The 26,840-nt window shown below is 45.0% G+C and carries 27 protein-coding genes; 13 read left to right on the top strand and 14 right to left on the bottom strand.

Translation table 11 applies throughout. The features are described 5' to 3' along the window. Positions 1 to 37: 37 nt before the first annotated feature. Positions 38 to 1,231: an 8-amino-7-oxononanoate synthase gene (gene bioF / locus J3998_RS03050; RefSeq protein ID WP_208147726.1), complete on the bottom strand. Its 1,194-nt coding sequence runs from the start codon at positions 1,229 to 1,231 to the stop codon at positions 38 to 40. A 5-nt stretch (positions 1,232 to 1,236) separates the two neighbouring features. Beyond that, positions 1,237 to 2,250: a biotin synthase BioB gene (bioB, locus tag J3998_RS03045; RefSeq protein ID WP_208147724.1), complete on the bottom strand. Its 1,014-nt coding sequence runs from the start codon at positions 2,248 to 2,250 to the stop codon at positions 1,237 to 1,239. 80 nt (positions 2,251 to 2,330) lie between these two features. Between bioB and J3998_RS03040 the strand changes: the two genes are divergently transcribed. From J3998_RS03040 to J3998_RS03025, 4 genes are read left to right on the top strand one after another with little or no spacing between them, the layout of a single operon-like run. After that, the gene (locus tag J3998_RS03040) at positions 2,331 to 3,026 is read left to right on the top strand and encodes a ComF family protein (protein ID WP_208147722.1); all 696 of its coding nucleotides are present in this window, start codon (positions 2,331 to 2,333) and stop codon (positions 3,024 to 3,026) included. Positions 3,027 to 3,039: 13 nt separating this feature from the next. After that, positions 3,040 to 3,978, top strand: coding sequence for a cation diffusion facilitator family transporter (locus J3998_RS03035; RefSeq protein WP_208147721.1), 939 nt, complete (start codon positions 3,040 to 3,042; stop codon positions 3,976 to 3,978). Positions 3,979 to 4,037: 59 nt separating this feature from the next. After that, positions 4,038 to 7,292, top strand: a complete 3,255-nt coding sequence (locus tag J3998_RS03030; protein WP_208147718.1) for a type ISP restriction/modification enzyme — start codon at positions 4,038 to 4,040, stop codon at positions 7,290 to 7,292. Next, the gene (locus J3998_RS03025; RefSeq protein WP_208147709.1) at positions 7,282 to 8,310 is read left to right on the top strand and encodes a virulence RhuM family protein; all 1,029 of its coding nucleotides are present in this window, start codon (positions 7,282 to 7,284) and stop codon (positions 8,308 to 8,310) included. The genes J3998_RS03030 and J3998_RS03025 overlap by 11 nt, the downstream gene beginning before the upstream one ends. A gap of 37 nt (positions 8,311 to 8,347) precedes the next feature. Here J3998_RS03025 and J3998_RS03020 read toward each other — a convergent pair whose 3' ends face one another. The 12 genes from J3998_RS03020 to hisB form a co-directional block, all read right to left on the bottom strand. Next, positions 8,348 to 9,181: a CsgG/HfaB family protein gene (locus J3998_RS03020; RefSeq protein WP_208147707.1), complete on the bottom strand. Its 834-nt coding sequence runs from the start codon at positions 9,179 to 9,181 to the stop codon at positions 8,348 to 8,350. Positions 9,182 to 9,333: 152 nt separating this feature from the next. Then, positions 9,334 to 10,017 carry a zinc metallopeptidase gene (locus J3998_RS03015; RefSeq protein WP_208147705.1) on the bottom strand — a complete coding sequence of 228 codons (684 nt, stop codon included), beginning with the start codon at positions 10,015 to 10,017 and terminating at the stop codon, positions 9,334 to 9,336. Between the two features lie 43 nt (positions 10,018 to 10,060). Continuing rightward, positions 10,061 to 11,827, bottom strand: a complete 1,767-nt coding sequence (locus J3998_RS03010) for a thioredoxin domain-containing protein (RefSeq protein ID WP_208147703.1) — start codon at positions 11,825 to 11,827, stop codon at positions 10,061 to 10,063. A gap of 13 nt (positions 11,828 to 11,840) precedes the next feature. Next, the gene (tatC, locus tag J3998_RS03005; RefSeq protein WP_208147700.1) at positions 11,841 to 12,989 is read right to left on the bottom strand and encodes a twin-arginine translocase subunit TatC; all 1,149 of its coding nucleotides are present in this window, start codon (positions 12,987 to 12,989) and stop codon (positions 11,841 to 11,843) included. 8 nt (positions 12,990 to 12,997) lie between these two features. Further along, positions 12,998 to 13,531 (bottom strand): Sec-independent protein translocase protein TatB, encoded by a 534-nt coding sequence (gene tatB, locus J3998_RS03000; RefSeq protein WP_208147698.1) that lies wholly within the window; start codon positions 13,529 to 13,531, stop codon positions 12,998 to 13,000. A gap of 59 nt (positions 13,532 to 13,590) precedes the next feature. Then, a complete protein-coding gene (locus tag J3998_RS02995) occupies positions 13,591 to 13,842 on the bottom strand; it encodes a Sec-independent protein translocase subunit TatA (RefSeq protein WP_208147696.1) in 252 nt (83 codons plus the stop codon). A 173-nt stretch (positions 13,843 to 14,015) separates the two neighbouring features. After that, the gene (locus J3998_RS02990; protein WP_208147694.1) at positions 14,016 to 14,336 is read right to left on the bottom strand and encodes a histidine triad nucleotide-binding protein; all 321 of its coding nucleotides are present in this window, start codon (positions 14,334 to 14,336) and stop codon (positions 14,016 to 14,018) included. Positions 14,337 to 14,452: 116 nt separating this feature from the next. After that, the gene (locus tag J3998_RS02985; RefSeq protein WP_208147692.1) at positions 14,453 to 14,800 is read right to left on the bottom strand and encodes a phosphoribosyl-ATP diphosphatase; all 348 of its coding nucleotides are present in this window, start codon (positions 14,798 to 14,800) and stop codon (positions 14,453 to 14,455) included. Beyond that, positions 14,797 to 15,570 carry an imidazole glycerol phosphate synthase subunit HisF gene (hisF, locus tag J3998_RS02980; RefSeq protein WP_208147690.1) on the bottom strand — a complete coding sequence of 258 codons (774 nt, stop codon included), beginning with the start codon at positions 15,568 to 15,570 and terminating at the stop codon, positions 14,797 to 14,799. The genes J3998_RS02985 and hisF overlap by 4 nt, the downstream gene beginning before the upstream one ends. A gap of 6 nt (positions 15,571 to 15,576) precedes the next feature. Then, a complete protein-coding gene (gene hisA / locus J3998_RS02975) occupies positions 15,577 to 16,320 on the bottom strand; it encodes a 1-(5-phosphoribosyl)-5-[(5-phosphoribosylamino)methylideneamino]imidazole-4-carboxamide isomerase (RefSeq protein ID WP_208147688.1) in 744 nt (247 codons plus the stop codon). A 38-nt stretch (positions 16,321 to 16,358) separates the two neighbouring features. Beyond that, positions 16,359 to 16,997 (bottom strand): imidazole glycerol phosphate synthase subunit HisH, encoded by a 639-nt coding sequence (gene hisH / locus J3998_RS02970; protein ID WP_208147686.1) that lies wholly within the window; start codon positions 16,995 to 16,997, stop codon positions 16,359 to 16,361. Next, entirely contained in the window at positions 16,997 to 17,584 is a 588-nt protein-coding gene (hisB, locus tag J3998_RS02965; RefSeq protein ID WP_208147684.1) for an imidazoleglycerol-phosphate dehydratase HisB, read from the bottom strand. Before hisB ends, hisH begins: the two co-directional genes overlap by 1 nt. 465 nt (positions 17,585 to 18,049) lie before the next feature. Here hisB and ccoN point away from each other — a divergent pair, with 465 nt between their 5' ends. The 9 genes from ccoN (at position 18,050) to ccoS (ending at position 26,838) form a co-directional block, all read left to right on the top strand. Continuing rightward, positions 18,050 to 19,480 (top strand): cytochrome-c oxidase, cbb3-type subunit I, encoded by a 1,431-nt coding sequence (gene ccoN, locus J3998_RS02960; protein WP_208147682.1) that lies wholly within the window; start codon positions 18,050 to 18,052, stop codon positions 19,478 to 19,480. Between the two features lie 74 nt (positions 19,481 to 19,554). Next, positions 19,555 to 20,388, top strand: coding sequence for a cytochrome-c oxidase, cbb3-type subunit II (gene ccoO, locus J3998_RS02955; protein ID WP_208147680.1), 834 nt, complete (start codon positions 19,555 to 19,557; stop codon positions 20,386 to 20,388). Next, positions 20,388 to 20,570, top strand: coding sequence for a cbb3-type cytochrome c oxidase subunit 3 (locus tag J3998_RS02950; protein WP_243750567.1), 183 nt, complete (start codon positions 20,388 to 20,390; stop codon positions 20,568 to 20,570). Before ccoO ends, J3998_RS02950 begins: the two co-directional genes overlap by 1 nt. A gap of 22 nt (positions 20,571 to 20,592) precedes the next feature. Continuing rightward, positions 20,593 to 21,501 carry a cytochrome-c oxidase, cbb3-type subunit III gene (gene ccoP, locus J3998_RS02945; RefSeq protein ID WP_208147678.1) on the top strand — a complete coding sequence of 303 codons (909 nt, stop codon included), beginning with the start codon at positions 20,593 to 20,595 and terminating at the stop codon, positions 21,499 to 21,501. 73 nt (positions 21,502 to 21,574) lie between these two features. Next, positions 21,575 to 21,715 carry a hypothetical protein gene (locus J3998_RS02940; RefSeq protein WP_208147676.1) on the top strand — a complete coding sequence of 47 codons (141 nt, stop codon included), beginning with the start codon at positions 21,575 to 21,577 and terminating at the stop codon, positions 21,713 to 21,715. Between the two features lie 226 nt (positions 21,716 to 21,941). Then, positions 21,942 to 23,417: a cytochrome c oxidase accessory protein CcoG gene (gene ccoG, locus J3998_RS02935; RefSeq protein ID WP_208147674.1), complete on the top strand. Its 1,476-nt coding sequence runs from the start codon at positions 21,942 to 21,944 to the stop codon at positions 23,415 to 23,417. Between the two features lie 125 nt (positions 23,418 to 23,542). Further along, positions 23,543 to 24,064 carry a FixH family protein gene (locus J3998_RS02930; RefSeq protein ID WP_208147672.1) on the top strand — a complete coding sequence of 174 codons (522 nt, stop codon included), beginning with the start codon at positions 23,543 to 23,545 and terminating at the stop codon, positions 24,062 to 24,064. 12 nt (positions 24,065 to 24,076) lie between these two features. Beyond that, the gene (locus tag J3998_RS02925; protein WP_208147670.1) at positions 24,077 to 26,596 is read left to right on the top strand and encodes a heavy metal translocating P-type ATPase; all 2,520 of its coding nucleotides are present in this window, start codon (positions 24,077 to 24,079) and stop codon (positions 26,594 to 26,596) included. 8 nt (positions 26,597 to 26,604) lie between these two features. Continuing rightward, the gene (gene ccoS, locus J3998_RS02920) at positions 26,605 to 26,838 is read left to right on the top strand and encodes a cbb3-type cytochrome oxidase assembly protein CcoS (protein ID WP_208147668.1); all 234 of its coding nucleotides are present in this window, start codon (positions 26,605 to 26,607) and stop codon (positions 26,836 to 26,838) included. The last annotated feature ends 2 nt before the right edge of the window (positions 26,839 to 26,840 follow it).

Raw genomic sequence — 26,840 nt, 5'->3', positions numbered from 1 at the left:
TGAATAAATATACGTGTTTTCGAGAAGCTATGCAGAATTATTTGCACTCAGTTTGTCGGCAAGATTTTAAGGCGGCAAGCAGTTGTTGCACTTGCTCTGAAGTATGTGACGCGCTAAGGGTTACACGCAGACGAGCTTGACCTTTCGGTACGGTTGGCGGGCGAATTGCAGCGACCCAAAAGCCCTGTTGTTTAAGATGCTCTGACCAGCTTAATGCAGTCGAGGAATCGCCAAGTAGAATGGGTTGAATCGCGGTTGGCGAATCCCATAATTGCAAGCCAATTGCCTCGGCACCGTCACGGAACTGCTGAATCAGGTCATGCAGTTGTTGGCGCTCGTTATCGGCTTGCTGGATGATTTGCAGAGCTTCACGAACCGCCACTGCATTCAGTTGGGTGCTGGCAGTGGTGTAGATGTATGGTCGTGCGAATTGAATCAGCGCTTCAATGACGGTATTGGAACCGGCGACAAAAGCGCCGCTACAACCAAAGGCTTTACCGAGAGTGCCGATTTGCACGGTATTATCATCGGCTTTTAAACCGAAATGATTGAGCGTGCCGCGTCCTTTATTACCAAGGGGACCAAAGCCATGCGCATCGTCGATAATCGTCCAAGCGTTATAAGATTTGGCGAGTTGTTGAATCTTTGCCAATGGCGCCAGATCACCGTCCATGCTGAAGACTCCGTCGGTGACAATAATTGCTTGCTGTTGTTCTTGATAAGCCTGTTGTAAACGCTTTTCCAGAGCTTGTGTATCAAGGTGCGGATAGCGTTTAAAGTCCGCTTCGGAATGTAAGGCTCCATCCACTAGTGATGCGTGATTAAGCTTGTCGCCGAGAATGACATCGCCTTTCTGCGCTAAGGTTTGCAGTACTGCCAGATTAGCCATAAAACCGGTCGAGAACAGCAGGACTCGTTCAACGCCAAGCCAGTCGGCCAGTTCATCTTCGAGTAGGTGGTGTTCAAGGTGGTGACCTGTGACGAGATGTGCGGCACCGGAGCCGTAGCTGATACCGCTATTTTGTAGAGCGGTGATTAAACGCTGTTTGATTTGCGGATGATTGGCAAGACCAAGATAGTCATTCGAGCAGAAGTTAACGCAGTCAATGCCATTAATCTTCATCAGCGGTTGTTGCGGCGAAAAAGCGAGGGGGCGTTGGCGATAGAGGTGTTGTTTGCGTCTTTGTTCAAGACGCTCGGTAAAACGTTGCTGTAAAGACTCTATCGCCATCAAGTTTATGCCGATTTGGCTTCGCTTTTAAGGTGTGTTTTAGCGACTTGCATATTAATGCCGAGTTTTTCAAAGAGCACCGTGTCGTGATCCGATTCCGGATTATCGGTGGTCAGAAGTTTATCGCCGTAGAAAATCGAGTTGGCACCGCCAAGGAAACATAGGGCTTGCGCTTCGTCGGTCAATTCCATACGCCCGGCAGACAGGCGCACGTATGATTGTGGCATTAAAATACGAGCCGCGGCAATGACACGAATAAACTCGAATGAATCAGTTTTTCCGCGCATATGCGCCATTGGCGTACCTTCGACCGGCACCAGTAGATTAATTGGCACCGAACTTGGATGATGGTGCATATTAGCAAAGGTTTTCAGTAATTCGGCGCGGTCTTTATGTGCTTCGCCCATGCCGATAATGCCGCCGGAACAGACATTGATGTCGGCTTTCTGTACCTTGTCGATGGTATCTAAACGATCTTGGAAAGTACGAGTCGTAATGACTTGCGGATAGTAAGCTTCCGAGGTGTCTAGGTTGTGGTTGTAGTAGTCCAGACCGGCATCTTTCAACTGTTTGACTTGATCGTCATCTAGCATTCCTAGAGTCAGACAAGTTTCCATACCGAGACCTTTGACCATCTTGACCATGTCGAGAACAATCGGGAAATCTTTTTTATTCGGGTTACGCCATGCAGCCCCCATACACAGGCGAGTTGCGCCTTTTTCTTTAGCGGCGATGGCTTTATCGACCACTTCTTGAACGGCCATCATCTTCTCTTTTTCCAAGCCGGTATCGTAGCGCGAACTTTGCGAGCAGTATGAACAGTCTTCGGCACAACCGCCGGATTTGATATTGACCAAAGTACTGGTTTGTACTTCGTTCGGGTTGAAGTTCTGGCGGTGTACGGTCTGCGCTTGGAACATTAAATCATTAAAAGGCTGATCCATGATTTGACGGATTTCATCGATTGTCCAATCGTGGCGAACCTGACCGAGTTTGTCTTGTAGAGCAGCTTCAAGCATAAAAATATTCCATTATCGAGTCGCAGAATTACGGCGTATTATAGCTCATTAACGAACGAGTAGTCTTGAAGGAATCTTCGATGCATTGGTTGGAGAGATGGCTCATTCCGCCGACGTCGGTATTGAGTCAACAGGCGGGTAATTTTTGTGATTTAACCGAGCACGAAATTGCAGCGCTTCCACGTATAAAAAACTTCTGTCCACAGTGTGCCGAGTTTTCATTGGATGGCAATTTATGCGGCAGTTGCCTACACCATCCTCCTGCATTTGATCGAACGCAAGTGGCTTTCTCTTTTCAAGAACCTGTAACACGATTGATTCATGAATTGAAGTACCATCAGCAGATGAGCCATGCACGACTGCTGGCCGAGCTGTTTTGGCATGAACAGCAACAGGTACTGTTGGCAGCCGAGATTGAGGCTTTACTACCTGTGCCGATTCATCCTTGGCGCAGACGGCAAAGAGGTTATAACCAAGCACAATTGCTGGCTGATGAACTTGGCAGATTTTTAGGCGTACCGGTATTGGATAAGGCGTTGTTACGAGTTAAGCATACCGAATCACAGACGCACCTTGATAGTAACCAACGTCATCAAAATTTACGCGGCGCCTTTGCTGTGCAAACCGAAAGGCTAAGTTCATTGAAACGGATTGCAATTGTTGATGATGTGATAACAACAGGCGCTACTATGCAAGCATTAGCTAGGCAGATTAAAAAACATTCAGCAGTGGAATTTGTCGCCGCCTGGGCGATAGCGAAAACCAAATCGGTTTAGAAAAAGGGATTTTATGCATAATCATCACCACCATCATCCGATAGAGGAAGCGACTCCGCTTACTTGCAACGATCCAGACGAGCTGAGTCTCCATTCCCAAGTCAATCACGGGCATAGTCATAGCCAGAAAAAGGTGATGATTGCGGCGATTATCACGGCGAGCTATATGCTGGTAGAAATCTTTGGCGGCCTGTGGGTGAATTCCATCGCATTGGTCGCTGACGGTGTGCATATGTTGACCGATGCGATGGCGTTGGCGGTTGCTTGGTGGGGCTTTCAAATCGCCAAAAAACCAGCCAATGCCAAGATGACCTATGGCTATCAGCGTTTTCAAATTCTGACTGCTTTTGTAAACGGTTTTACCTTATTGCTGATTGTTGCAGCGATTATTGTCATGGCGATTCAGCGTTTTCTAGAGCCGCAGGAAATTATGGGTAAAGAGATGTTTATTATTGCGGTGATTGGGTTGCTGAATAACCTATTTGTATTCTGGATTCTGCACTCCGGTAACCAAAACAATATGAATATGCGCGGCGCGACCTTGCATTTTCTTGGCGATACCTTGGGATCGGTGGCAGTTATTGTCGGCGCGATTCTAATTTACTATACCGGCTGGACACCGATTGATCCGATACTGTCGATTCTGATGGCAACCATTATTGGTATCGGCGCTTATCGATTAACCCGAGAATCGGCACATATTTTGTTGGAAGGTGTGCCGGCGGGTTATGAAATCAAGTCAATAAAGGAAGACCTGTTACAGCAGTTCGACTTTCTTAATGATGTTTATCACATTCACCTTTGGGCGATTGCCGAAGACCAAGTGATGATGACCCTACACGCTAAAACTGACCTTGAAAATATCAATGAATCAACGATTCAGGACATAAAACAATACTTGAATAATGAGCACAAAGTGCACCATGTCACTTTGCAGTTGGTGGGTGTATAACGGCTGAGTTTTGCATACAATAGCTAGCCTGAATAAATAACTCATAATTTATATCGAAAATGCAAATAGCCGACTATCTTGATCAAATTAATCAGCGCCTTGCCCAAGGGCACACTTCCGAACATACCTTTCGTACCGATCTTGAACAGTTATTTAGAACGCTGTTACCAGATCACCACATTATCAATGAGCCTTCCAAAATCACCGACTGCGGTAACCCAGATTTTGTCATCACCAAAAAGGGTGTGCCGATAGGCTATATTGAAGCCAAAGACATTGGCAAGGATTTAAAAAGCAAAAATTATATTGAACAGTTTAATCGTTATAAAAAGGCGCTCGATAATCTGATTATTACCGATTATGTCTGGTTTCAATTTTTTGAAAAAGGTGAGTTGATTGCTGAGATTCGCTTAGGGCAACCCGCTTTCGATAACCCGAATCAGATTGAACCGGAGCCTAAGCATTTTGCAAAGTTTGAAGATCAAGTCCGTTCTTTTGGTGCTCGTGTTACCCAAGCGATTAAGTCACCAGTTGCCTTGGCCGAATTTATGGCGGGTAAGGCCAGACTTTTACAGACTATTTTGCAGGAAGCACTGGAGGCAGATTTAAATACTGGGGTGGAATCTGAACTGACCCAGCAATTTAAAGTTTTTCACGACCAGTTGATTCACGATTTGGAACCGAATCAATTTGCTGATTTATATGCACAAACCCTTGCTTATGGCATGTTTGCCGCGCGTTATCATGATCCGACCCTACCGACTTTTGACCGTGATGAAGCGGCGCGTTTAATTCCACAAAGTAATCCGTTGTTACGCAATCTGTTCCAGTCGATTGCCGGTTATAACATTGATGCACGTATTCGCCCGACGGTGGATAACTTGGCAGAAATTTTTCTGCATGCCGATGTGAAAAGCATTCTGCAAAACTATGGTAAAAAGACCGCGCAGACCGACCCGATTATCCACTTCTATGAAACCTTTCTTGCCAAATATGATGCCAAATTGCGTAAGGCGCGTGGGGTTTGGTACACGCCTCAGCCGGTGGTTAATTTTATTGTTCGTGCGGTCGATGAAATCTTAAAAAGCAAATTTGGCATTGTTGATGGCTTGGCAGATAACAGTAAAACCAGCATCGAGGTGGAAGCCTCGGCGGATATGCAGGCGCAAGGCAGCAAAATCACCAAGCGCAAAGGGAAATACTACGGCACAAAAGAAGTGCATCGTGTGCAGATTCTTGACCCAGCAACCGGCACGGGAACTTTTCTAGCGGAAGTAGTTAATTTCCTGTATCAAAGCAAATTCCAGCATATGCAAGGCATCTGGCCGCAGTATGTCGAAGAACATCTAGTACCGCGTTTAAACGGTTTTGAATTGCTAATGGCTTCTTACGCCATGGCGCATTTAAAGTTGGATATGTTGCTTGGTGAAACCGGTTGCAGTCAACGCGATCAAAATAACCGTTTGCGCATTTTCCTGACTAATTCACTGGAAGAGTACCACCCAGACACCCACAGCCTGTTTTCGCAATGGCTCAGTAATGAAGCCAGAGAAGCCAATGCGGTTAAAAAAGATACGCCCGTAATGGTGGTGCTTGGCAACCCGCCTTATTCCGGCGAAAGTGCCAATAAAGGCGATTGGATTATGTCATTAATGGATGACTATAAAAAAGAGCCGGGCGGCAAGCAAAAACTGCAAGAACGAAATCCTAAATGGATTAATGATGATTACGTTAAATTTATGCGTTTTGCCCAACACTTTATTGAAAAAAATGGTGAAGGGGTTTTGGCGTTTATCAATCCACACGGCTTTTTGGATAACCCGACTTTTCGTGGTATGCGCTGGAATTTACTTAAAACCTATGACGAAATCTACACTATTGATTTACATGGTAATGGCAAGAAAAAAGAAGTCTGCCCTGATGGTTCCAAAGATGAAAATGTCTTTGATATCGAGCAAGGTGTCAGTATTAACTTACTGGTTAAAACTGGTAAAAAAGGCAATAACGAACTTGGTAAAGCCTATCACTATGACCTTTGGGGAAAACGCAAAGATAAATACGCCTTTTTAGAAAGTACGGCATTTAAAGATGTGCCATATCAGCCATTGCCTAATATTGAGCCAATGTATTTTATGGTGCCGAAGGATTTTGGCCTACAAAAGGTATATGATCAAGGTTTTGCTATTCCTGATTTATTTAAGATAAATAATGTTGGGATTGTTACATCAAGAGATGGTTTAGTAATTGATGATAATGTTCAAACCCTGCAAAAAAAAATTCAATATTTCTTAGATAATGAACCAGAGCAGGTGAAAAAACAGTTAGGTGTTCGTGAAAATAAAACTTGGAAAATAGCAGACGTTCAACACTCTTCCGTATTTGATTCAAAGCATATTGAAACAATTAGCTATCGACCGTTCGACATTCGTTATATTTATTTTGATCCTACATTTATTGAGCGTAGCCGCTTAGATGTAATGCAACATATGCTAGAAGCTAATTTAGGATTGGCTACAGCTAGAAGTAACAAAAGTTCAACTTGTGACCATTTTTATATTTCGAAATATGTTATGGAAACAAAGTGTGCTGAGAGAACTATTCAATCGGCACTTTTCCCTCTATACCTCTACCCTGAAGATGGTTCTGAACGAACACCGAATTTAAATCCCGAAGAAATTAAAGCCTTTGAAAAAGCCCTGAAACTGGCATTTAAAGCGGAAAATAATCAGCAGGATTTTGCACCTTCCAATGTGGACTCGGGCTTTTTCACGCCAATCGATATTCTCGATTATATCTATGCCGTGTTGCATAGCCCAACCTATCGTGAAACCTATAAAGAGTTCTTAAAAACCGATTTTCCGAGAGTGCCTTATCCAACATCGGAAACCTTCTGGCAATTGGTGACTTTGGGTGATGAACTGCGCCGTCGGCATCTGCTGGAACATGAGGTTTTGAATACGCCAATTACTTCTTATCCGCAGGCGGGCGATAATGTGGTCACCCGTAAAATGACCAAAACCAGTATCGGCTATGAGGCCATTTCAGCGACGCATGGCAAGGTGTGGATTAATGACGATCAGTATTTTGACCAAGTGCCGTTAAAAGCCTGGGAATTCTATATAGGCGGTTATCAACCGGCACAAAAGTGGCTCAAAGACCGCCAAGGCCGAACGCTTAACTTTGAGGATATTTTGCATTATCAGAAAATCATTGTGGCACTGACAGAAACTGAGAGGTTAATGCAGGCCGTTGATATTGTGCTTTACCCTGAACAGGGAAAAGCTGAGCAAAAGGAGTCCGGCAATGACGAATGATAATGCGCCAATGGCTCCGCACAGTGAGTTTTTACTCTATCAAACCGAAGATGGTCAGTCGCGGGTTGAATGTCGCTTTGAAGCAGAAACCATTTGGCTGACTCAAGCGTTAATGGCTGAGCTTTATCAAAAAGATGTGCGCACGATTAATGAACACTTAAAAGGCATATATGCTGATTCTGAACTGGCTGAAGGGGCAACTATCCGGAAATTCCGGATAGTTCGCCAAGAAGGTTCTCGTCAAGTTTCGCGTTTAATCGAACACTACTCTTTAGAGGCGATTCTGGCAGTGGGTTATCGAGTGCGTTCATCGCGAGGTACGCAGTTTAGACGCTGGGCTACTGAGCGTTTAAGTGAATATCTGCGCAAGGGCTTTGTGATGGATGACGAGCGCCTGAAGAATCCTCCGGTTGAAGGTTCGCTGATTCCTGATTATTTTGATGAGTTGCTAGAACGCATTCGTGATATTCGTGCCAGTGAACGTCGAATGTATCTACGGGTTAAAGAGATTTTCTCGATGGCGGCGGATTATCAACCGAGTTCGCGCGAAACAACGCAGTTTTTTAGGATTATGCAAAACAAACTGCATTTTGCCGTCTCGGGACAAACGGCGGCAGAAATCATTCACAGTCGGGCAGATGCAGAATTGCCGAATATGGGATTAACCTCGACCAAAGGCAAGAGTGTAACGAAAGCCGATGTAACGGTTGCCAAGAATTACCTCTCTGAAACGGAAATCAAAGAACTTAATCGGATTGTGACCATGTGGTTAGATTTTGCAGAAGACCAAGCTTTACGTCGTAAACAGGTGTTTATGCAGGATTGGCAGTTAAAGCTAGATCAGTTTTTAGAATTTAATAATCGTGATGTTTTGCAAAACTCTGGGCAGATGACAAAGAAAATAGCTGATCAAAAGGCTATTCAGCAGTATGCGCGGTTTCGTGAAAAACAGCGCACATTAGCTGAAAAACAAGGCGAAGAAGAGATAAACACACTTTTATCTATTAAAAATGATTGATTTAACGTTTCAACGCCTTCGAGACTGCTATTAAAGGTTAGTCAACATCTACACGTTGTTCTTTAACTGTGTAGGCGCCTTTTGCGGAACTTTGAATAAGGTCTGCCACTGATTGATTAATAACAGAACGTACGGCTTTTTCTAACTCTAAATCCCCACCGAAGCTCATTGCTCCGCCTGCAGCTGCACCGCCGCCAAATCCTAGAGCGCCGAAGCCATAGTTATCATTTTCAGCATTCGATTTATAGGTTTTTGTATAAACGACTCGGGAAGAGTTGACATCCATTAGGCGCATATCGATATCAAGTTTTGCAGTCGTAGTAGTATTTGTAAAGGCTCCGGCTAGTGGGATTAAACCACCACCAAAAGTAGATTTTTTCTTTTCATAATTCAGGGCAGTAATTGAGCCTGTCATGATTAAATCTGCAGAGTCAATTTGCATGGTTTTACCTGCTAAAGCCAGTTCTCTTTTTAACTCTTCTAAGGATTCACGATCTAATACTTCAAAACAACCACTTTGGTTAAGTGAAGAGGTCAACATAGTTGACATGGCAGGACCTAAATTAGACAGGTCTTTTTGACCATTTTGTGTTCTCGCCATGGCTAGAAGCATGCCCATGTTTCCAGTGCCTTGCGCTACTGGTTGGCATTGCGCGGTTTTGCATTTGAGTTCTGAAACTGAAATTTTTGCTACTGGCGAAGCGCACTGGTAAGTCTTAACAATTTTATATTCCTTGCCTGATGCGTCTTTTTGTATTTCACTCTCTACACCATTCGATGTAGATTGAGTTGATGTTTTTGTTTGTGTGGAAACGCATCCTGAAAAGATGATTGTTGCTGTAAGTACGCTGAAAATAGTCTTAATTTTCATTAAATAACTCCGTGTTATTGAGTGTCAATAAATGTCGCCATTATTATACATAAAGAGTTATTTAAATGAGTATTAAGTGTTTGTTTTATATATTATTAAGTATGTAAAATTTTTTATTGAAAATGGAGGGTTATTCTGTTTGTAATTGCGTTTTAACGTTTTAACGCTTTTAGCCATTTCCAGAGGTTAAACAGGCTGGATAGCGAAGCGGCGACATAGGTCATAGCGCAGGCCCAGAGGATTTTTTTGGCTTTGCGTTGGTCGCTGCGGCTGAGGTATTCGCCTTCTTTCAGAAGCGGTAAGGCGCGTTCAAAACTGGCATCAAATTCCACTTTCAAAGTACTCAGGTGGATTATCACCGGCACGCCCATCGCAATAAACCCCGCGCCGAATGTAATCAAACCGATAATCGGGGTATGTACTACGGCGACCAGAATCGGCGTGACAATCAAGGCGCCACTGGCGAATTTTTGCATTATCGAGGCGCGTTCGACCAGTATGGTGCGTTGTTTTAGCGGCTCATAACCGTCTTTGTCTTGTAATGCATGGCCGATTTCGTGGGCGACGGTGGTAATTGCGGTCAGTGAGTTGGAATGGGCATTGGCGCTGGAAATTCTCACCGCTTTGCCGATTGGGTCGTAATGGTCGCCGTCTTCAGTCTCTTCTACTTTAATCGGCAGGTCGAATTTTTTCACCAAATGCTGAGCAAACTGTAAACCGGTGCCGGGAATATCAGGGTGCGGTTTACGGTGTTTATTGAGGATATGTTTGGTCCAGATGCTTGGCAAGGTGGTTAATACAAACAGTAGGATAAAACCGACAATTAAAAAGCCCATGTTTTTCTCGTCCTAATCACTATGTTGGCTATTGTAAAAGAAGTTATTCGCACTGTGAGAGGTTTAGGTAACTAGCGTAGTTGATGGCTTTTTCATAGAAATCATTTTGGTCGATTTGCAGTTTGCCGAAGTCGCAGCCTAGCATGGCGGTGACCGACGGTACGGCATCGTCAATGGTGACACCGTGATTGAGCGGATAGAGCGCCAAACTTTGTGGATCTTGCCAGCCGTTTGCACTGAGCAGAGGTTGAATCTGCTTTTGCAAATTGGCTAGGTCGATTTTTTGCTGAGTCGCTGTCTGCCATGCATTGAGTCCTTGCCATAGATAAGCGAGGTCTTCGAGGTTGGCATTGATTAGTGCAGTACTTTGATTGTCGGTAAAAATCAGACTTCGCGGAATTTGTTGCTGTTGGCTGATTGTAAGCAACGTATCGGCTAAGTCTTGCCCCCATTGTTTGGCATTTTGTAGATTGGACAATTCTTCGTTAGCAGGGTTTTGTTTAAGCCAAGTATTGGCTTGTGCCAAGGCGTTTAGTAATAGCCCATTCCAACTGACAATCGCTTTATCGTCAATTGCCATTTTAGGGATTGGACGCGCCGCTAAAAGTTGCTGTTTGATTTCTGACCAGTGCTGTTCGGTCGGCTTAGGATGGTAGCCGAGCGCAAACTTAGGTGTATGCATTAACCATTCTTTTTCAACCTGTGAGATAGCAGGAGCTGTCAGAAGTTGTTGTAACTGTTGTTTGCTGAATAGGTAATCGCCACCCTCATTGCCCGCGGTATCAATCGCGGACTGACTCCCTAGATAGAGCTGTAGCTGCGGTGAATAAAGTTGCTGGCGTAGATAACCAAGTGTGGCGTCAGCAGTTTTAGCGAAGCCTTGTTCAGGCCAGCGCATATCCGCGTGCAGATACAGTTCAAGTAATAGCGCGTTGTCATATAGCATTTTCTCAAAATGTGGCTCTTGCCATTCTGGATCGACGGTATAGCGATAAAATCCACCATATAGGTGGTCGAATAGATGTTGCTGTGCCATCTGTTTGAGTGTGAGTTGTAACCAGTCGCTCAGCGTTTCCGGTAGGTCAATTTGTTGGATTAATGCCAGCAATAAAGGTGTTTTTGGAAATTTACTGGAGCCTTGTAAGCCGCCGCTGAAATCATCAATCACGTTTTGCAGTTCAGCGTATAAGGCGGTTTTGAATTTTTCAGGGTCCCAAACGATATTGACGGACTGTGGTTGAAGAATTGCCGATTCGGCTAACTTTTTAATCACAGTTTTATCGTTTTTCCACAACTTATCCACATTGCGAAGATAAGTCTGTAATTTATCATTTGGCAAATAGGTAAAAGCGGCAAAGGGTTTGGCGTCGGGAGTGAGAATGACGTGTTGTGGCCAACCGGCTGAACCACGGTACTTGCGCGCGAAGTCAATCATCTGGCTATCGACTAGGGGGTGCAGCTCACGGTCAATTTTAATACTGACAAACAGTTGGTTAATCAGCGCTGCGCTTTGCGGGTTTTGATAAACCTCTTGCTGCATGACATGGCACCAGTGGCATGAGAAATAACCGCTGGAAAGCAAAATCAGTTTGTTTTGTTTTTGGGCTTGTTTGAGGGTATCGGGGTTCCACAGTTGCCAATGAACCGGGTCATCGGAATGCATCGCTAAATAGGGGCTAGGGTGATTCTTTAGTGGTGAAGCGTCGGCTGTTTGCATTAATGCGCCGACAAGAGAAAGTGCCAGTGCATAGAGTAAAGTGAACGTTGTTTTGGAAAAGCGAAGACAGACACCATCGCTTTGATAAGCCATGGTGTTTTTCAGATTAGGATTTCTGGTTGTCTGGTTTGCCTTGCTTGTCATTCTCAATATCAACTGATGATTTCTCGGCCGTTTCTGAAGTGTCACCATTTTGGTTGTCTTCTTTTTTGCCTTGTTCAGCAGCGTCTTTTTCTGCTTTTTCTTGGTCTTTACGCGCTTGGTATTCACGTTCTAGCTTGCGCATTTGATCGTCAATTTTATCAAACTCGTCATCCCAATCTAGATCGTCATCGACTTGGTCGGCATAGCGTTGATCCAGTTCTTGTATGGCTTGGCTCGTTTGCGTCTGCGTTGTTGACGTTTGCTGAGAATTTGTCGATGAAGTTGCTTGCGCACGTTGCTGTCCAGCTTGTGATTCAGGCATGTCGTATGGATCTTCATCGTAATCAGCGTCGTCTTCATCTTTATCCAGACCGCGTTTTTTGACGATATAACCACCAATCAATAGACCGAGTTCAAACAGCAGCCACATTGGCACCGCTAGCAGCGTTTGCGAAATGATGTCCGGCGGAGTTAATAGCATTCCGATAACGAAAGCACCGACCACAATATATGGACGCGCATGCGCTAATTTTTCGGCACGTACCATGCCGGTCAGAATCAGTAGAACGGTAATAATTGGCACTTCAAATGCCATGCCGAAAGCGAAGAACATCTTAATAACGAAATCAAGATAGGCAGCGATATCGGTGGCAATGGTTACGCCTTCCGGAGCGGTAGTAGATAAGAAGCCGAATACCAGTGGGAACACCACGTAATAGGCAAAAGCGCCACCGGAGTAGAATAGGAACGAGCTAAAGAACAGTACAGGCCCAATCAACTGTTTTTCGTGACTGTATAAAGCCGGAGCGATAAAACGCCACAGTTGGTACAGCAAGAACGGCATTGCGATATAAATAGCCAACACGAAGCTTAACTTAAACGGCGTCAAGAATGGCGAGGCAACCGCGGTTGCAATCATGCTGGTGTCTTCAGGCAGATAGCGAGTTAGCGGCTCGGCGATATAGGTATAGATCTCATTCGCAAACGGGAATAGGAACAAAAAGACGACAATAATCGCCAAAATCCCGCGAGTAAGACTCGTTTTCAAGTCCAATAAGTGCTGGACGAGAGTCATCTCTTTATCTTGTGGTGGTAGCGCCGAATCGCTCATAGGTATGCTTAGCTTTTACTTGGGTCAGTAGTGTTTTTGGAAGCGCTATCTTGAGTGTTGCTATTTTCTGTAGACGCTTGCGCGGTTGGTACCGGTTGAGAAGCCGGAGCAGATTCTGTAGAAACGGTTGATTCGCTAGCCGGTGTCGACTGAGTGGTGGTTTCAGCAGTTTCTTTAGGTGTGTTCAATTGCGGTTGCGAGGGTGCACGATTAAATGAGCTACTGCTTTTATCGATGTCTCCGCCAAACGGACGTTGGAAATCGTCAAGATTGACGTTTTCCATGCCCATATTCAAGCCGTCTTGCAATTCCTTATGGATATTGCTGATTTGCTGCTCTTGCGCAGCCATGTCCATCGATTTTTTGAAATCCTGAACGGTTTCATCAAATTGATTTTCTTGTTTGACGGTATTAATGAAGTTACGAGTTTTACCGACGAAACTGCCTATTTTACGGGCAATTTCCGGCATGCGCTCTGGACCGATAACGATCAGAGCGATAATCATAATCATCAATATTTCAAGAAAGCCGATATCGAACATGGCTGGTTACACCTACCTAAAAAGAAAAGTTAAAAAATAGAGTCGGGTGACGCTATCAATTAAGCTTTATCTTTTTTCTCGTCCGCTTTTTTCTCTTCAGCCGCTACGTCAAAAACGTTGTTAGCGTCTTTGTTGTCGATTTTCTTATCAGCGACTGCTTCGTCTTTTTTGTCTTCTTCATCTTTTACGGCGTTTTTAAAGCCTTTGATGGCACCACCTAGATCGCTACCAACGTTTTTAAGGCGCTTAGCACCAAATAAAACTAATACGATTGCTAGAATGATAAGTAGCTGCCAGATGCTGATTCCCATGGTATAAAACTCCAGATTTTCTGCTCATTGTGCCTTTAACTAGGGCGTGGCACCAATCCCTAAATTTCAGTAGCCGCTAATAATATCAAATCCGCCAATTTAATTGCACAAAAATAATTTATTAGCGTTGAGTGATACTTGCCAGTAATTAGGCGTATCTAAGTCGAATTCAATTAGTTTCCTAGCAAGTGGATATGGATATGAAAAACTTCCTGTCCGCCGGAGACTCCGGTGTTGATTTGTGTTTTAAATCCGTCCAATCCTTGTGCGTTTGCGAGTTGAGGAAGTAACAACATCATGTGTGCCATTAAATCTTTGTCATCCGGAGTTAAATCAAACAGAGTAGCGATTTCTTTTTTCGGGATAACCAGTAGGTGCACACGTGCTTTTGGGTTGATGTCGTGAATCACGATGCATTTTTCGTCTTCATACTCGATTGTTGCCGGAATTTCACGGTCAATAATTTTGCTGAATATCGATTTTTCTTGATTCATTGAGGGTTCCTTCCTGTAAATCGTCAATTTTTGCCAGCCGAAATCACAATGATGTTGTGGCTTCAGAACTCGTTAGGATGTAGCGAAAAAATCTTTCGCAGCAAGTCCTAGTAGAGTTATGAATCGCTACGGCTGGCTTTCTCGTCATGGCCGGATAGGCCAAAACGGCGTTGTAGTTCAGTCATAATTGCATCAGAGTTTACATTTTTATGCGCAAGTAAGACTAAGCTATGAAACCATAAATCGGTGACTTCGTAAATTAAGTGTTCTTTGTCTTCATCAGAAGTCGAGTGATCATGATCTTTGGCGGCCATGGCGACTTCAAGGGCTTCTTCTTGAATCTTTTTGAGGATTTTCTCAGTGCCTTTGGCGTATAGGCTAGCAACATAGGAGCTGTCAGCGGATTCGGCTTTACGCGCTTCTAGCACGGCATCTAACTGTTCTAGAATACTTTTTTCGCTCATAGTCGCACCTCAATGCCTTGTTCGGCCATTGCTTGTTTGGCTTCTTGCACAGTGTGTTCACCAAAATGGAAAATCGAAGCAGCAAGAACTGCTTCGGCGCCACCTTCTTTCACGCCATCAACCAGATCTTGCAGTTTGCCGACACCGCCGGAAGCGATCACCGGAATTCTGACGCGAGAGGTAATCTCTTTCATCAGTTCGTTATCAAAACCGCTCTTGGTGCCGTCACGATCCATAGAGGTAACCAATAATTCACCTGCCCCGTAGGCTTCCATTCTTTCCGCCCATTCGACAGCGTCAATGCCAGTCTCTTTACGGCCGCCGTGAGTGAAGATCTCCCACTTATTGGGCTCATTTTCACCAGACACCTTTTTGGCATCAATTGCCAGTACGATACACTGTGAGCCGAAGGCATCGCAGGCTTCTTTTACGAATTCTGGATTGTAGATGGCTGCCGAGTTAATCGCGACCTTATCAGCCCCGGCGTTCAGCATGGTACGAATATCTTCAACCTTGCGGATGCCGCCGCCAACGGTTAGCGGGATAAATACTTGACTGGCGACTTCTTCAACCATATGGATGGTGGTGCCGCGACCGTCAGAAGTGGCGGTAATGTCTAGAAAGGTGATTTCGTCCGCGCCTTGTTCGTCGTAACGTTTGGCGACTTCTACCGGATTACCGGCATCGCGTATATCGACAAATTGCACGCCTTTAACAACGCGGCCGTTATCGACGTCCAAACAAGGAATAATGCGTTTTGCTAGACTCATTGTTTATTAACCTTTTGGCGCTAGTTGGTCAGAAAGCGTTTGGCCTTCTTTAAAGTCCAGCGTGCCTTCGTAGATAGCGCGGCCGGTAATGGCGCCAGTTACGCCGTCAGCTTCGATTTCGGAAAGGTTGCGGATGTCATCTAGGTTGGTGATGCCGCCAGACGCGATAATCGGAATATTGACCGCTTGTGCTAGTGCTTGAGTTGCTTCCACGTTAACCCCTTGCATCATGCCGTCACGACCGATGTCAGTGTAGATAATCGCTTCTACGCCGTCGTTTTCAAATTGTTTCGCTAGGGCTTTAACTTCGTAGTCGGTGACTTCTGCCCAGCCATTGATTGCGACCATGCCGTCTTTGGCATCTAGGCCAACCATGATGTGGCCTGGGAAAGCTTTACAAGCTTCGGCAACGAATTCTGGATTGTGAACCGCTTTGGTGCCGATAATGCAGTAGCTTACACCTGCTTTTAGGTAGGCTTCGATGGTTTCCAAATCACGGATACCGCCACCGATTTGAATCGGTAGGTCAGGATATGCTTCGCGCACTTGGTAAACTGCTTTGTCATTGACCGGCTTGCCGTCGAAGGCTCCGTTCAAGTCAACCATGTGTAGACGACGCGCGCCTTGGTCAACCCAACGTTTTGCCATGGCAACAATGTCACCGGAAAAAACCGTGGCATCTTCCATTACACCTTGGCGTAGACGAACGCATTCGCCGTCTTTTAAATCAATTGCTGGAATTAGTAGCATCTTAAAACCTTATTAAACTTTGTTCTGAACGAAACGGTTTAGTGGCCGTTCCATGATAGGAAATTCTTAAATAGTTGCAGGCCGTGTTCGGCGGACTTTTCCGGATGAGCTTGGATAGCAAACAGATTATGCGTGCTCAATACGCCCGGGAAAGTTTGACCGTGAGTGGTTTCACCGAAAATGGTGCTTTTGTCTTCCGGCGCAACATAGTAGCTATGCACATAGTAAAAACGGCTGTCTTGCGGAATGCTATGCCATAGCGGATGGTCTTGGGTCTGGTGAATCTGATTCCAGCCCATATGCGGCATTTTTAGTTCTGGGTGCGCGCTTAGGTCGAACTGGGTGACATTACCTTTAATAATGTCTAGACAGTCCACGCCGCCATTTTCATCAGAGTGCGACATTAACACCTGCAAACCCATGCAGATGCCTAGGAATGGTTTTTCTTGCGCAGCAAGTTTGACCGGTTCGGCCATGCCGGTGTCATGCAGTGCTTGCATGCAGGCTTTGGCGGCACCTTGCCCTGGGAAAATCACCGAGTCGGCGTCATGAATCACTTGTGGGTCTTGGGTAACGACGATTTTGGTGTATTCATCCGCCATGTGCTCGGCCGCTTTAGAAACCGAGCGTAGGTTGCCCATGCCGTAATCCACTACGGCAACCAATTTTCGATTCATTACAAACTTCCTTTGGTTGAAGGCATTTTGCCGGCCATGCGCTCGTCGGCACTTAATGCCATTCGTAAAGCGCGACCAAAGGCTTTAAAGATGGTTTCTGCTTGGTGGTGAGCATTGATACCGCGAATATTGTCGATGTGCAATGACGCGCCGCAGTGGTTAACGAAGCCTTGGAAGAATTCCATAACCAGTTGCGTTTCAAAAGTGCCGATTTGTTCACGCGTAAAGTCGCAGTGGAATTCCATGCCTGGACGACCGGATAGGTCAATCACAACGCGAGACAGCGCTTCGTCTAGCGGAACATAAGCGTGTCCATAACGAGTGATGCCTTTTTTGTCGCCGACCGCTTTAGCAATCGCTTGTCCAAGCGTGATGCCTACATCTTCAACCGTGTGGTGATCGTCGATATGCAAATCGCCATTGGCTTTGATATCAAGGTCGATCATGCCGTGGCGGGCAATTTGATCGAGCATATGCTCAAAGAAAGGCACGCCAGTTTCTAATTTGGCTTCGCCCTGTCCGTCAAGGTTAACGCTGATTTCGATTTGCGTTTCTAAGGTGTCACGCTTGATGGTTGCGGTTCGCATTGAAGTGAATTCCTAGAATATCTGAAAGCCTAATATGATAACTCAAAAGCCACTTTAAAGAGAAGTTTGCTGTTTTGTCGAAAGGGATCGCAAAAAGTATTGAAGGTTAAAGGCCGAGGATAAATTGCTACGTTAGTTTGGCGGTTAAGCATCTGATTTGTAAAGCAATTAGGCTGTATAAGAATTTTTTAATATGGAGCAATAAGTAATTTTTAGTGGGCAATAAAGCCCTAATTCTGGGATAATCCCGAGGTTTTTTGAAATGGGTCTGGCTAATTTGCTTGTAAGTTGTTGAAACTTGGCTTTTATCTATCTGTTGTGGTTGATGTGAGTTAATTTTCAATAGTCTACAGCTAGCATGGACTTCCAAGTGGCGGTTATAATTTCCGCCTACAACGGAGTCTGCTTTGTTAAGTAAATTATGCAAAGTCAGACAAAATTTGACTATATAGGGGAATCCGACTAATGGATACGACAGCACAGCCACAATACGATAATGGCGTCGTCAAGTATTTAACGGTTGGTGCAATTGTGTTTTTGGTAATTGGTACTTTCTTCGGTACCTTTGCTGCATCACAGCTTGCATGGCCAGCGTTAAACTTTGATATCGCTGAAATTACCTTCGCTCGTTTGCGTGTAATGCATACGAACACGGTTATTTTCGCTTTCGGTGGTATGACCTTGATGGCAACCGCTTTCTATACAGTTCAGCGCACTAACGGTGTGAAGCTATGGAGTAATTCTATGGCTTGGTGGACTGCAATTCTTTTCACAATTGGTCTGCTTTTGACCGTTGTTTCTATCTCTCTAGGGATGACAACCGGTAAAGAGTACCACGAGCAAGAATGGCCTTTGGCGATTGCAATTGCTGTTGTATGGACCATGTATACCTTTAACTTCGTGATGACTATCGCGATTCGTAATAAAGAGACTCACTCGCACGTTTACGTTTCGAACTGGTTCTTCCTAGGTATGATGATTGCGATCACTTACCTTTACGTTGTTAACGGTCTAGCGATTCCTGTATCTCTATTCCGCTCTTATTCAATGTTTGCTGGTGTTCAAGATGCAATGATCCAGTGGTGGTGGGGTCACAATGCGGTAGGTTTCTTCCTGACGGCTGGTTTCCTTGCAATCATGTACTACTTCGTGCCTAAGCAAGCACAGCGTCCGATTTATTCTTACCGTCTATCGGTAATTCACTTCTGGGCATTAATGTTCGGTTATGTATGGCTAGGTGCTCACCACTTGCAATACACCGCTCTTCCAGACTGGACGGGTTCTCTAGGTGCGGTAATTTCTCTAGCGATGATCATTCCTTCATGGGGTGGTGCACTTAACGGTATGTTAACGCTATCTGGTGCTTGGGATCGTCTGCGTACAGACTATATCTTGCGCTTCTTGATCATCTCACTTGCTTTCTACGCTATGTCGACTTTCGAAGGTCCGGTAATGGCTGCGAAAACGGTAAATGCGCTATCTCACTACACTGATTGGACGGTTGGTCACGTTCACTCTGGTGCTCTAGGTTGGGTTGCGATGGTTTCGATCGGTGCGCTTTATCACATGGTTATGAAACTGTGGAAAACCGAGATGTACTCAATGCAGTTAATCAATTTCCACTTCTGGCTAGCGACTATCGGTACTGTGTTCTACATCGTTGCGATGTGGGTATCAGGTATCATGCAAGGTCTAATGTGGCGTGCTTATGATGAGTACGGTACGCTTGCTTACACATTTGCTGAGTCTGTTGCTGCAATGCACCCTTACTACGCAATGCGTGCGTTTGGTGGTCTATTGTTCTTCTCTGGTGCGGTAGTAATGCTATATAACGTAGTAATGACTATCCGTATGGCTAACGCACGTGCGTCGAAGCCGGTAGAAGCAACTGCATAATAAATAAGTGAAATACTAAGTGCTGCTAAGTCAGCACTTAGCTTTGAACCTAATGAGTTGAGGAGCACAAACTCATGTCAAACCATGATGATAAGCCTACGAATTGGCAAGACGGTGTCGAAAGAAATATCTTCGCACTGTTTCTAGCAACCGCGTTGGCGGTATCTATTGCAGGTATCGTAGAGATCGTACCTTTGTTCTATCTTAAGTCTGCTGTGGACTATACAGAACAAACCGATAAATACGGTAACGCGAAAAACGAAAAGTTCCCTGAGTTAGTTTGGGAACGTACTTTCACAGAAGATGCTGAAGGTAAAATCGTTTCAGAAAAAGCGCTTTACAAGTTCGATAAGAACGGTAAACCGATGATGGCAGATTGGAAAGCAGGTGATGGGGTACGTCCATATACTCCGCTTGAGCTAGCTGGCCGCGATCTTTACCTTCGTGAAGGTTGTTACATCTGTCACTCTCAAATGATTCGTCCGTTCCGTGATGAACGCGAACGTTACGGTCACTTCTCATTAGCTACAGAATCTATGTACGATCACCCGATGCAATGGGGTTCAAAGCGTACCGGTCCTGATCTAGCTCGTCTAGGTGGTAAGTATTCTGATGAATGGCACGTAATGCACTTATTACGTCCACAGGACTTGGTTCCTGAATCAGTAATGCCTGCGTATCCATGGCTGGCTGAACGCCAAGTTTCTGAAGATTTCTTCGGCACAGAACGTGATATGAAGAAACGCCTATCTGTAATGCGTACCTTAGGTGTGCCATATACAGACTGGGAAATTGAAAATGCAAACAAAGCAATCGAAGGTTACACCGAGATGGATGCGATGGTTGCATACCTTCAGGTTCTAGGCACGATGGTTAAGCTGGATGACAGCAAAGTTTACCGTCAATAATGAGTAGTATCGAACATTACTTCAGCACAGACTGGTCAGCATTGACTGGCCAAGACTGGGCTGGACTGATCATCACGGTTTTAGTTTTTGTAGGTATGTTAATTACCTTCTCTCTAGCTCTGCGCCCGTCAAAGCGTAAAGAGCTAGAAGAGCAAAAACACAAAATCCTTGAAGATGATTAAATCATTCTGAGGAGAATAAAAAATGGCAGGACATAACCCTTGGCCAGACGAAGGTAACACTGGTCACATTTGGGATGAAGACCTACGTGAATTAGATAACCCGCCGCCGCTGTGGTGGATGTTATCGTTCTATGCTGGTTTCATCATGATCATCTTTTACACTTTGTACTACCCGACCATTCCGCTTACCAATAATTCCGGTGAGTTCACGAAGGGTCTAACCGGTTGGACAGCAATCGAAGAGTACAAGGAAGATTTTCAAGTGCTTAAAGACTGGCGTGTAGCGAAGTTTGCCGATAAAGAAGAACAATTGGCAGCAATGTCGGTTGCAGACATCCTTAAAGATGACGAACTTAAACAATACGCGGTAGCGACATCTAAAGTGCTGTTCGGTGATTACTGTGCAGCGTGTCACGGTGCCGGTGGTGCTGGTAACCCTAACTTCCCGGTATTGGCTGACGATGATTGGCTATGGGGTGGTAATGTTGCACAAATCGAAGCATCCATTAAAAACGGTCGTATCGGTAATATGCCGGCTCGCGGCATGATGGGTAACCTGACTGATGAAGAGATCGATAGCGTAACTGACTACGTCATCGCACTTTCAGAAGGCAAAGGTAATGATGCCGCATTTGCAGCCGGTAAAGCCGTTTATGCAAAAGGTATGTGTTTAGCGTGTCATGGCCCTATGGGTAAACCACTTGCTCCGGCAGGTGCGGCTAACCTAACTGACCAAGTATGGCGTTTCAGCTCGGATCGTGAGCAGATCCGTAACGTTATCGCTAACGGTGTAAACGTTAAGAAAAACGGTGAATACATTGAAGGTACTCGCCAAGCGATCATGCCAGCGTTTAAAGAGCGTCTACCAAATGCCGACGTTAACGTTAAGCGTCTAGCTGTCTATATTCACCAACTAGGTGGCGGTCAGTAATAAATGTTGCGGAGAGCTATAAGCTCTCCGTTCTATTACGGCACACCATGAATGTTTATTTAAGGAGTCAGTTATGGGTGATTTAAATAATGATTGGGTACTATGGGGCTCTATCGGCGCACTAGTCCTATCGATTGTTGCTTTAATCGGGTTCGCTTGGAAAGCAGCACGCGGTATGGAAGGCATGGAGAAGAACGAAGAAGACAAAGATTAATCTTGTTCTTCGTCTTTTATAGACCTTTTGCAGAAAGCCGGGCTCTTACGCCCGGTTTTTTTATTGCTATCTGAAATCAAAAAAGCTTTATCTATCCCTATAAAAACAATCATTTTTGACATAATCTCGGAAGAGTTACAATCTGTTTCAAAATTGATTTGGGTATATCTGAATATATACCTGTAATTCATATTGATCGCATTAGCTGATAAGCAAGGAATGCTCTATGTCTGAAAAGCAGCAAGATACAAATACCGTGAAGAGCGGCACAGGTTCCTCCGTTTTGGGTGGCGTAGAAACGTCCAATAAGAACCTCGAAAATATCGGTGTCGAACTATTACCGATCCATACCGAAGGAACGGTACATGCCAAACGTATTCCGGGGATTTTCCGTAAATTTAAGTGGATTGTCGCTTCTTTCTGGTTGATTCTATTTATTGGACCTTATCTACGTTGGGACGGCCAGCAGGCGATTCTTTGGGACTTAGCTAATCGTCAGTTCCATATGTTCGGTTTGACCATCTTGCCGCAAGATATTTGGATTCTGGCAATGATTCTGCTGTTTTTCGCTTTGTTGCTGGCGGCGGCGACGGCGATAGCTGGACGACTTTGGTGTGGTTATTTTTGTTTCCATACTGTCTGGACTGATGTTTTTACTTGGTTAGAAGAAAAATTTGAAGGCCAGCCGAATAAGCGTCAAAAATTAGATCAAGCACCGATGAGTTTTGAAAAAATCAAAATTAAGGTGCCGAAACATATTCTTTGGTTATTGATCGGTTTTGCGACTTCTTTCAGCTTCGTTGCCTACTTTACTGATGCCTTAGACTTATGGGCGCGTTTGTTCGCTTTTGAATGGGGTAGCGTTGAAACCACTGTCGTCGTTGTTTTAGGCCTTGCGACTTACTTCTTTGCCGGATTCCTTCGTGAGCAGACCTGTATCGGTTTCTGTCCCTATGCGCGTATTCAAGGCGCGATGATTGATACCCAAACTGTGGTACCGACCTATGACCAAGATCGCGGTGAACCACGTGGTCGTATGAAGCGTCCAAAACCGGGTGAAGAAGCGCCGCAGTTAGGTGATTGCATCGATTGTAACTTGTGTGTTGCAGTGTGTCCGACTGGGGTAGATATTCGTCGTGGTCAACAGTTCGGCTGTATCACCTGCGGTCTGTGTATTGATGCCTGTGATTCGGTGATGGAGAAAATCAAAAAGCCGAAAGGATTGATTCGTTATGCTTCATTACAAGAATTTACCGGCAAAAAACTGCCGGCTATTTGGAAGCGTCCTCGTGTAATTGTCTATTCTTCGATTATGGCGTTTGCCGCCGGTGCAATTCTTTATGGTCTGGCGACGATGGCACCGATTGATGTTAAAGCGCTGCATGAACGTTCTCCGTTATTTGTGCAGATGAGTGACGGTTCGATTCAGAATAAATGGACTTTGAAGATTGTGAATAAACAATCGGAAGAGATGGTTGTTAGGGTGAGTATCGCCGGCGGCCCAGCGAGCTTGAGTTATGTAGTTGATGAAAATGTGCTGGTACATCCTGGAACTGTGCGTTCGACCACGCTATTAGTGAAAATCCCGCGTAAGGATTTAACCGAGACCAATACGCCAATTGATATTATTGTCGAAGACATCAATAAACCGGAAATCCGTACGGTTTACGATTCGGTATTTATTGGTCCGCAGCCACGCTGATATTGATGGAAAGGTTAGATGAATAGTCAGACTTTGTACGATGTCTGACTATAAAAATCGCTATAATAAAGCCCTTTTACCCAGTCTGGGTATTAGGGCTTTTTATTTACGCTAAAGAGGAATGTATGACTGCGGATAAACAGGACAATCGCGATTGGAGTAATGTTTGGAAAAACCCGTTTGTTATTGCATGGTTGGTGATTCTGACCATTGTATTGGCGGTCAACTTTTTCATGGTCAGTATGGCAATCGTTACCAATCCGGGGTTAGTGGTTGATGATTTCTATGAGCAAGGTAAGAACATGGATAAAATTCTTGCTGAACAGAAGCGCATGGAACAGCTCGGCTGGCAACTGGACATTGATCTACCGATTTTGTCAGAAGGCAAGGCGCAGACCGTCACGCTTAAGGTTTTGGATAAAGATAACCAGCCGATGACAGTTGATTCCGCTATTTTGTATTATTACCGTCCGTCGGATCGTGATTTGGATGGTGAACAAGCCCTAACAGCCGTTGAGCCAATTGGAAGTTATCAAGCAGATTTCAGCCTGCCGCTGAAAGGCAAGTGGGACTTGGTGATGGAAATCACCAAGGGGGATGATGTATATAACATCGGTCGCTCGATTATGGTTCAAGACCCAGAGTAAACGGATAACCCTATGGCGCAAAGTTGTTTTCACTGTGGTCAGGCCATTCCTGAAGGCGAATTAATACTTAAACCAATTGATGGCACTGAGCGTCCTTTTTGTTGTCACGGCTGCGCTTCGGTTTGTGAAGTGATTTACGAATCGGGAATGCAGAGTTTTTATCAACGTACCCCCGACGGGGAATTGCTTTCTCCACCACCGGCTCCTAATCAGAATATTGACCTGTATGACTATGATGAAGTTCAAGAGCAGTATGTCGATAGTCTGGGTGACCGCCGTGAAATTACCTTAATGTCTGAAGCCATTCACTGTGCCGCCTGTGTCTGGCTAATCGAGCATACACTTGCGAATACCGACGGTATCCTACTTGCACGCGTTAATTTCACCAATAAGCAGATTAAATTGCGTTGGAATAATGCCAAGCTCAAACTGTCCGACATTATCAAAAAACTTAACAGTATCGGCTACGATGCGACCCCTTACGATGCATCAGTCAGTGAAGCGGCCACTAAGAAAGCCAACCGTGACTTGCTATATCGATTAGGGTTTGCCGGTTTTGCGATGATGAATGTGATGTGGTTCTCAGTCGCGCTTTATACCGGAGCGAATGAGGATCCTGAATATCGTAGCTATTTCCACTGGATTCAATTGGTTATCGCCACGGTGACTTTGGTGTATTCCGGTCAACCTTTCTTTAAAGGGGCTTGGACAGCAATCAAAGGCCGCACTGTCGGCATGGATGTCTCCATCAGTATTGGTATGCTCACCACCTATCTTTATTCCGTCTGGGTCACGATCCACCCAGAAAATGTTGGTGATGTTTATTTCGATACTCTGATCGATTTCATGTTCTTACTATTAATCGGTCGTTATTTGGAAGCAATTTCCAAAAATAAGGCGGTTGATGCCTCACGTAGATTAATGGATTTACAGCCGAAAGTAGCGCGCAAACTGGAAGAGGATAGCGAAAAAATCGTACCGGTGCGTACACTGACCAAAGGCATGCAGATTATTGTCAAACCGGGTGAACAGTTTCCTGTCGATGGTGTGGTGCTGGATGGTGAAGGGCAAGTTAATGAGTCGATGCTAAGTGGTGAAGCGCGCGAGATTTTGAAGTCGAAAGGTTCGAAAGTCGCTGCGGGAACTTTGAATATCGACGGTAACCTAACGGTTGAGGTGGAATCGATCCTGCAAAATACGCAACTTGGTCGAATCGTCAATATGGTTGAAGAAGCGCAAGGTTCAAAAGCGCCGATTCAATGTACCGCCGATAAGATCATGCCATATTTTGTGTCAGTCACCTTAACGTTAGCGGCTTTCAGCTTTATTTTCTGGTTCTTTAATGCCGATATCGAATTTGCGATTATGACCGCCACCGCGGTACTGATTATCACTTGTCCGTGTGCATTCGGTCTGGCGACGCCGATGGCGATTGCCGTTGCATCCGGTGTGTCCGCACGGCATGGTATTTTGGTGAAAAATGGTACGGTGTTGGAAACTTTACGAGATATGGATCACTTCGTATTTGATAAAACCGGCACTTTAACCAAAGGACAAATGCGTTTAACTGCAACGGAATGGTTAAACGAAGGGATCGACAAGCAGCAGATTTTTAATGCGGTAGCGGCCATTGAACACCGTTCTGAGCACAGTTTAGCGAAGGCGTTGGTAGAATCAATCTGCGAACGTCAAAACCTGCAAATCAAAGATTTGCATCCAGTGGTTGAATTTAAAGCGTTATCTGGGCGTGGTGTACGTGGATTGATTGATGACGATCTTTGGTGCATTGGTACTGCTAAATGGCTGCAAACCCAAGAAATTGAGCTACCCCATAATTTATTGGCTAAGACTGAGGCGCACGCCAAAATGGCGCAGACGGCGGTCTGGGTGGCGAAAAACGGTGAAGCCTTAGCGGTTTTATATCTGGAAGACGAAATACGTGAAGACGCTAAGGAGTTGATCCAACGTTTGAAAGCGCGAGGTAAGCAAGTGACTTTGTTAAGCGGCGATTTGCAGGTTGTTGCCGAGCGTGTTGCCGACCAGCTCGGTGGCTTGAATGTGATTGCAGAGGTTTTGCCTGAGGATAAGAATGAGCAAATTCGTCAATTGCAGCAGAACGGTCAGAAAGTTGCCATGGTTGGTGACGGCATCAACGATGCACCTGCCTTGGTGCGTGCCGATGTCGGCATTGCGCTCGGTTCAGGAACTGACGTGTCGATGGAAAGCGCCGATATCGTCTTGATGAACAACCAATTAATTTCTGTCGATACTGCTATTGCTTTGTCGATTCGTACCTTGCGGACTGTTAAGCAGAATATCGCCAGTTCAATCGCTTACAACATCGTTATGGTTCCTTTAGCGATGTCAGGTACTCTAACACCGCTTATTGCCGCTATTACCATGCCATTGAGTTCACTGGTTGTGATAGGTAATGCCGCACGTATCCGTAGTTTCTTTAATGAAAAGCAGATGCGTAAACGTCAGGAAAAAACGATCGTCAAAACCACTCGGCCAGAGTCAGTAAGAACCTAGAGGGAGCTATGGACGTTATTTATGTATTAATTCCTTTTGTTCTGCTTTTTGGCTTTTTAGTTGTTGTGGCATTTATCTGGATGGCAAAAAAAGGGTTTTTCGAGGATATGGATGGTCAGGCGCATCGCATCTTAATGGATGACGATGATGTTGTTCCTCAGGACGGTAAGAAGTCGCCTCAGAAGGAATCTGAATCTGCTCAAGCAGAAAAAAATACCGATAAGAGTGAACCGCAGTCATAGAG

It is taken from the genome of Thiomicrorhabdus marina (assembly GCF_017571465.1).
Classification (GTDB): Bacteria; Pseudomonadota; Gammaproteobacteria; order Thiomicrospirales; family Thiomicrospiraceae; genus Thiomicrorhabdus; species Thiomicrorhabdus marina.
The sequence above is the reverse complement of the archived record's forward strand: the minus strand, read 5'-3'. Positions and strand labels throughout refer to the sequence as shown.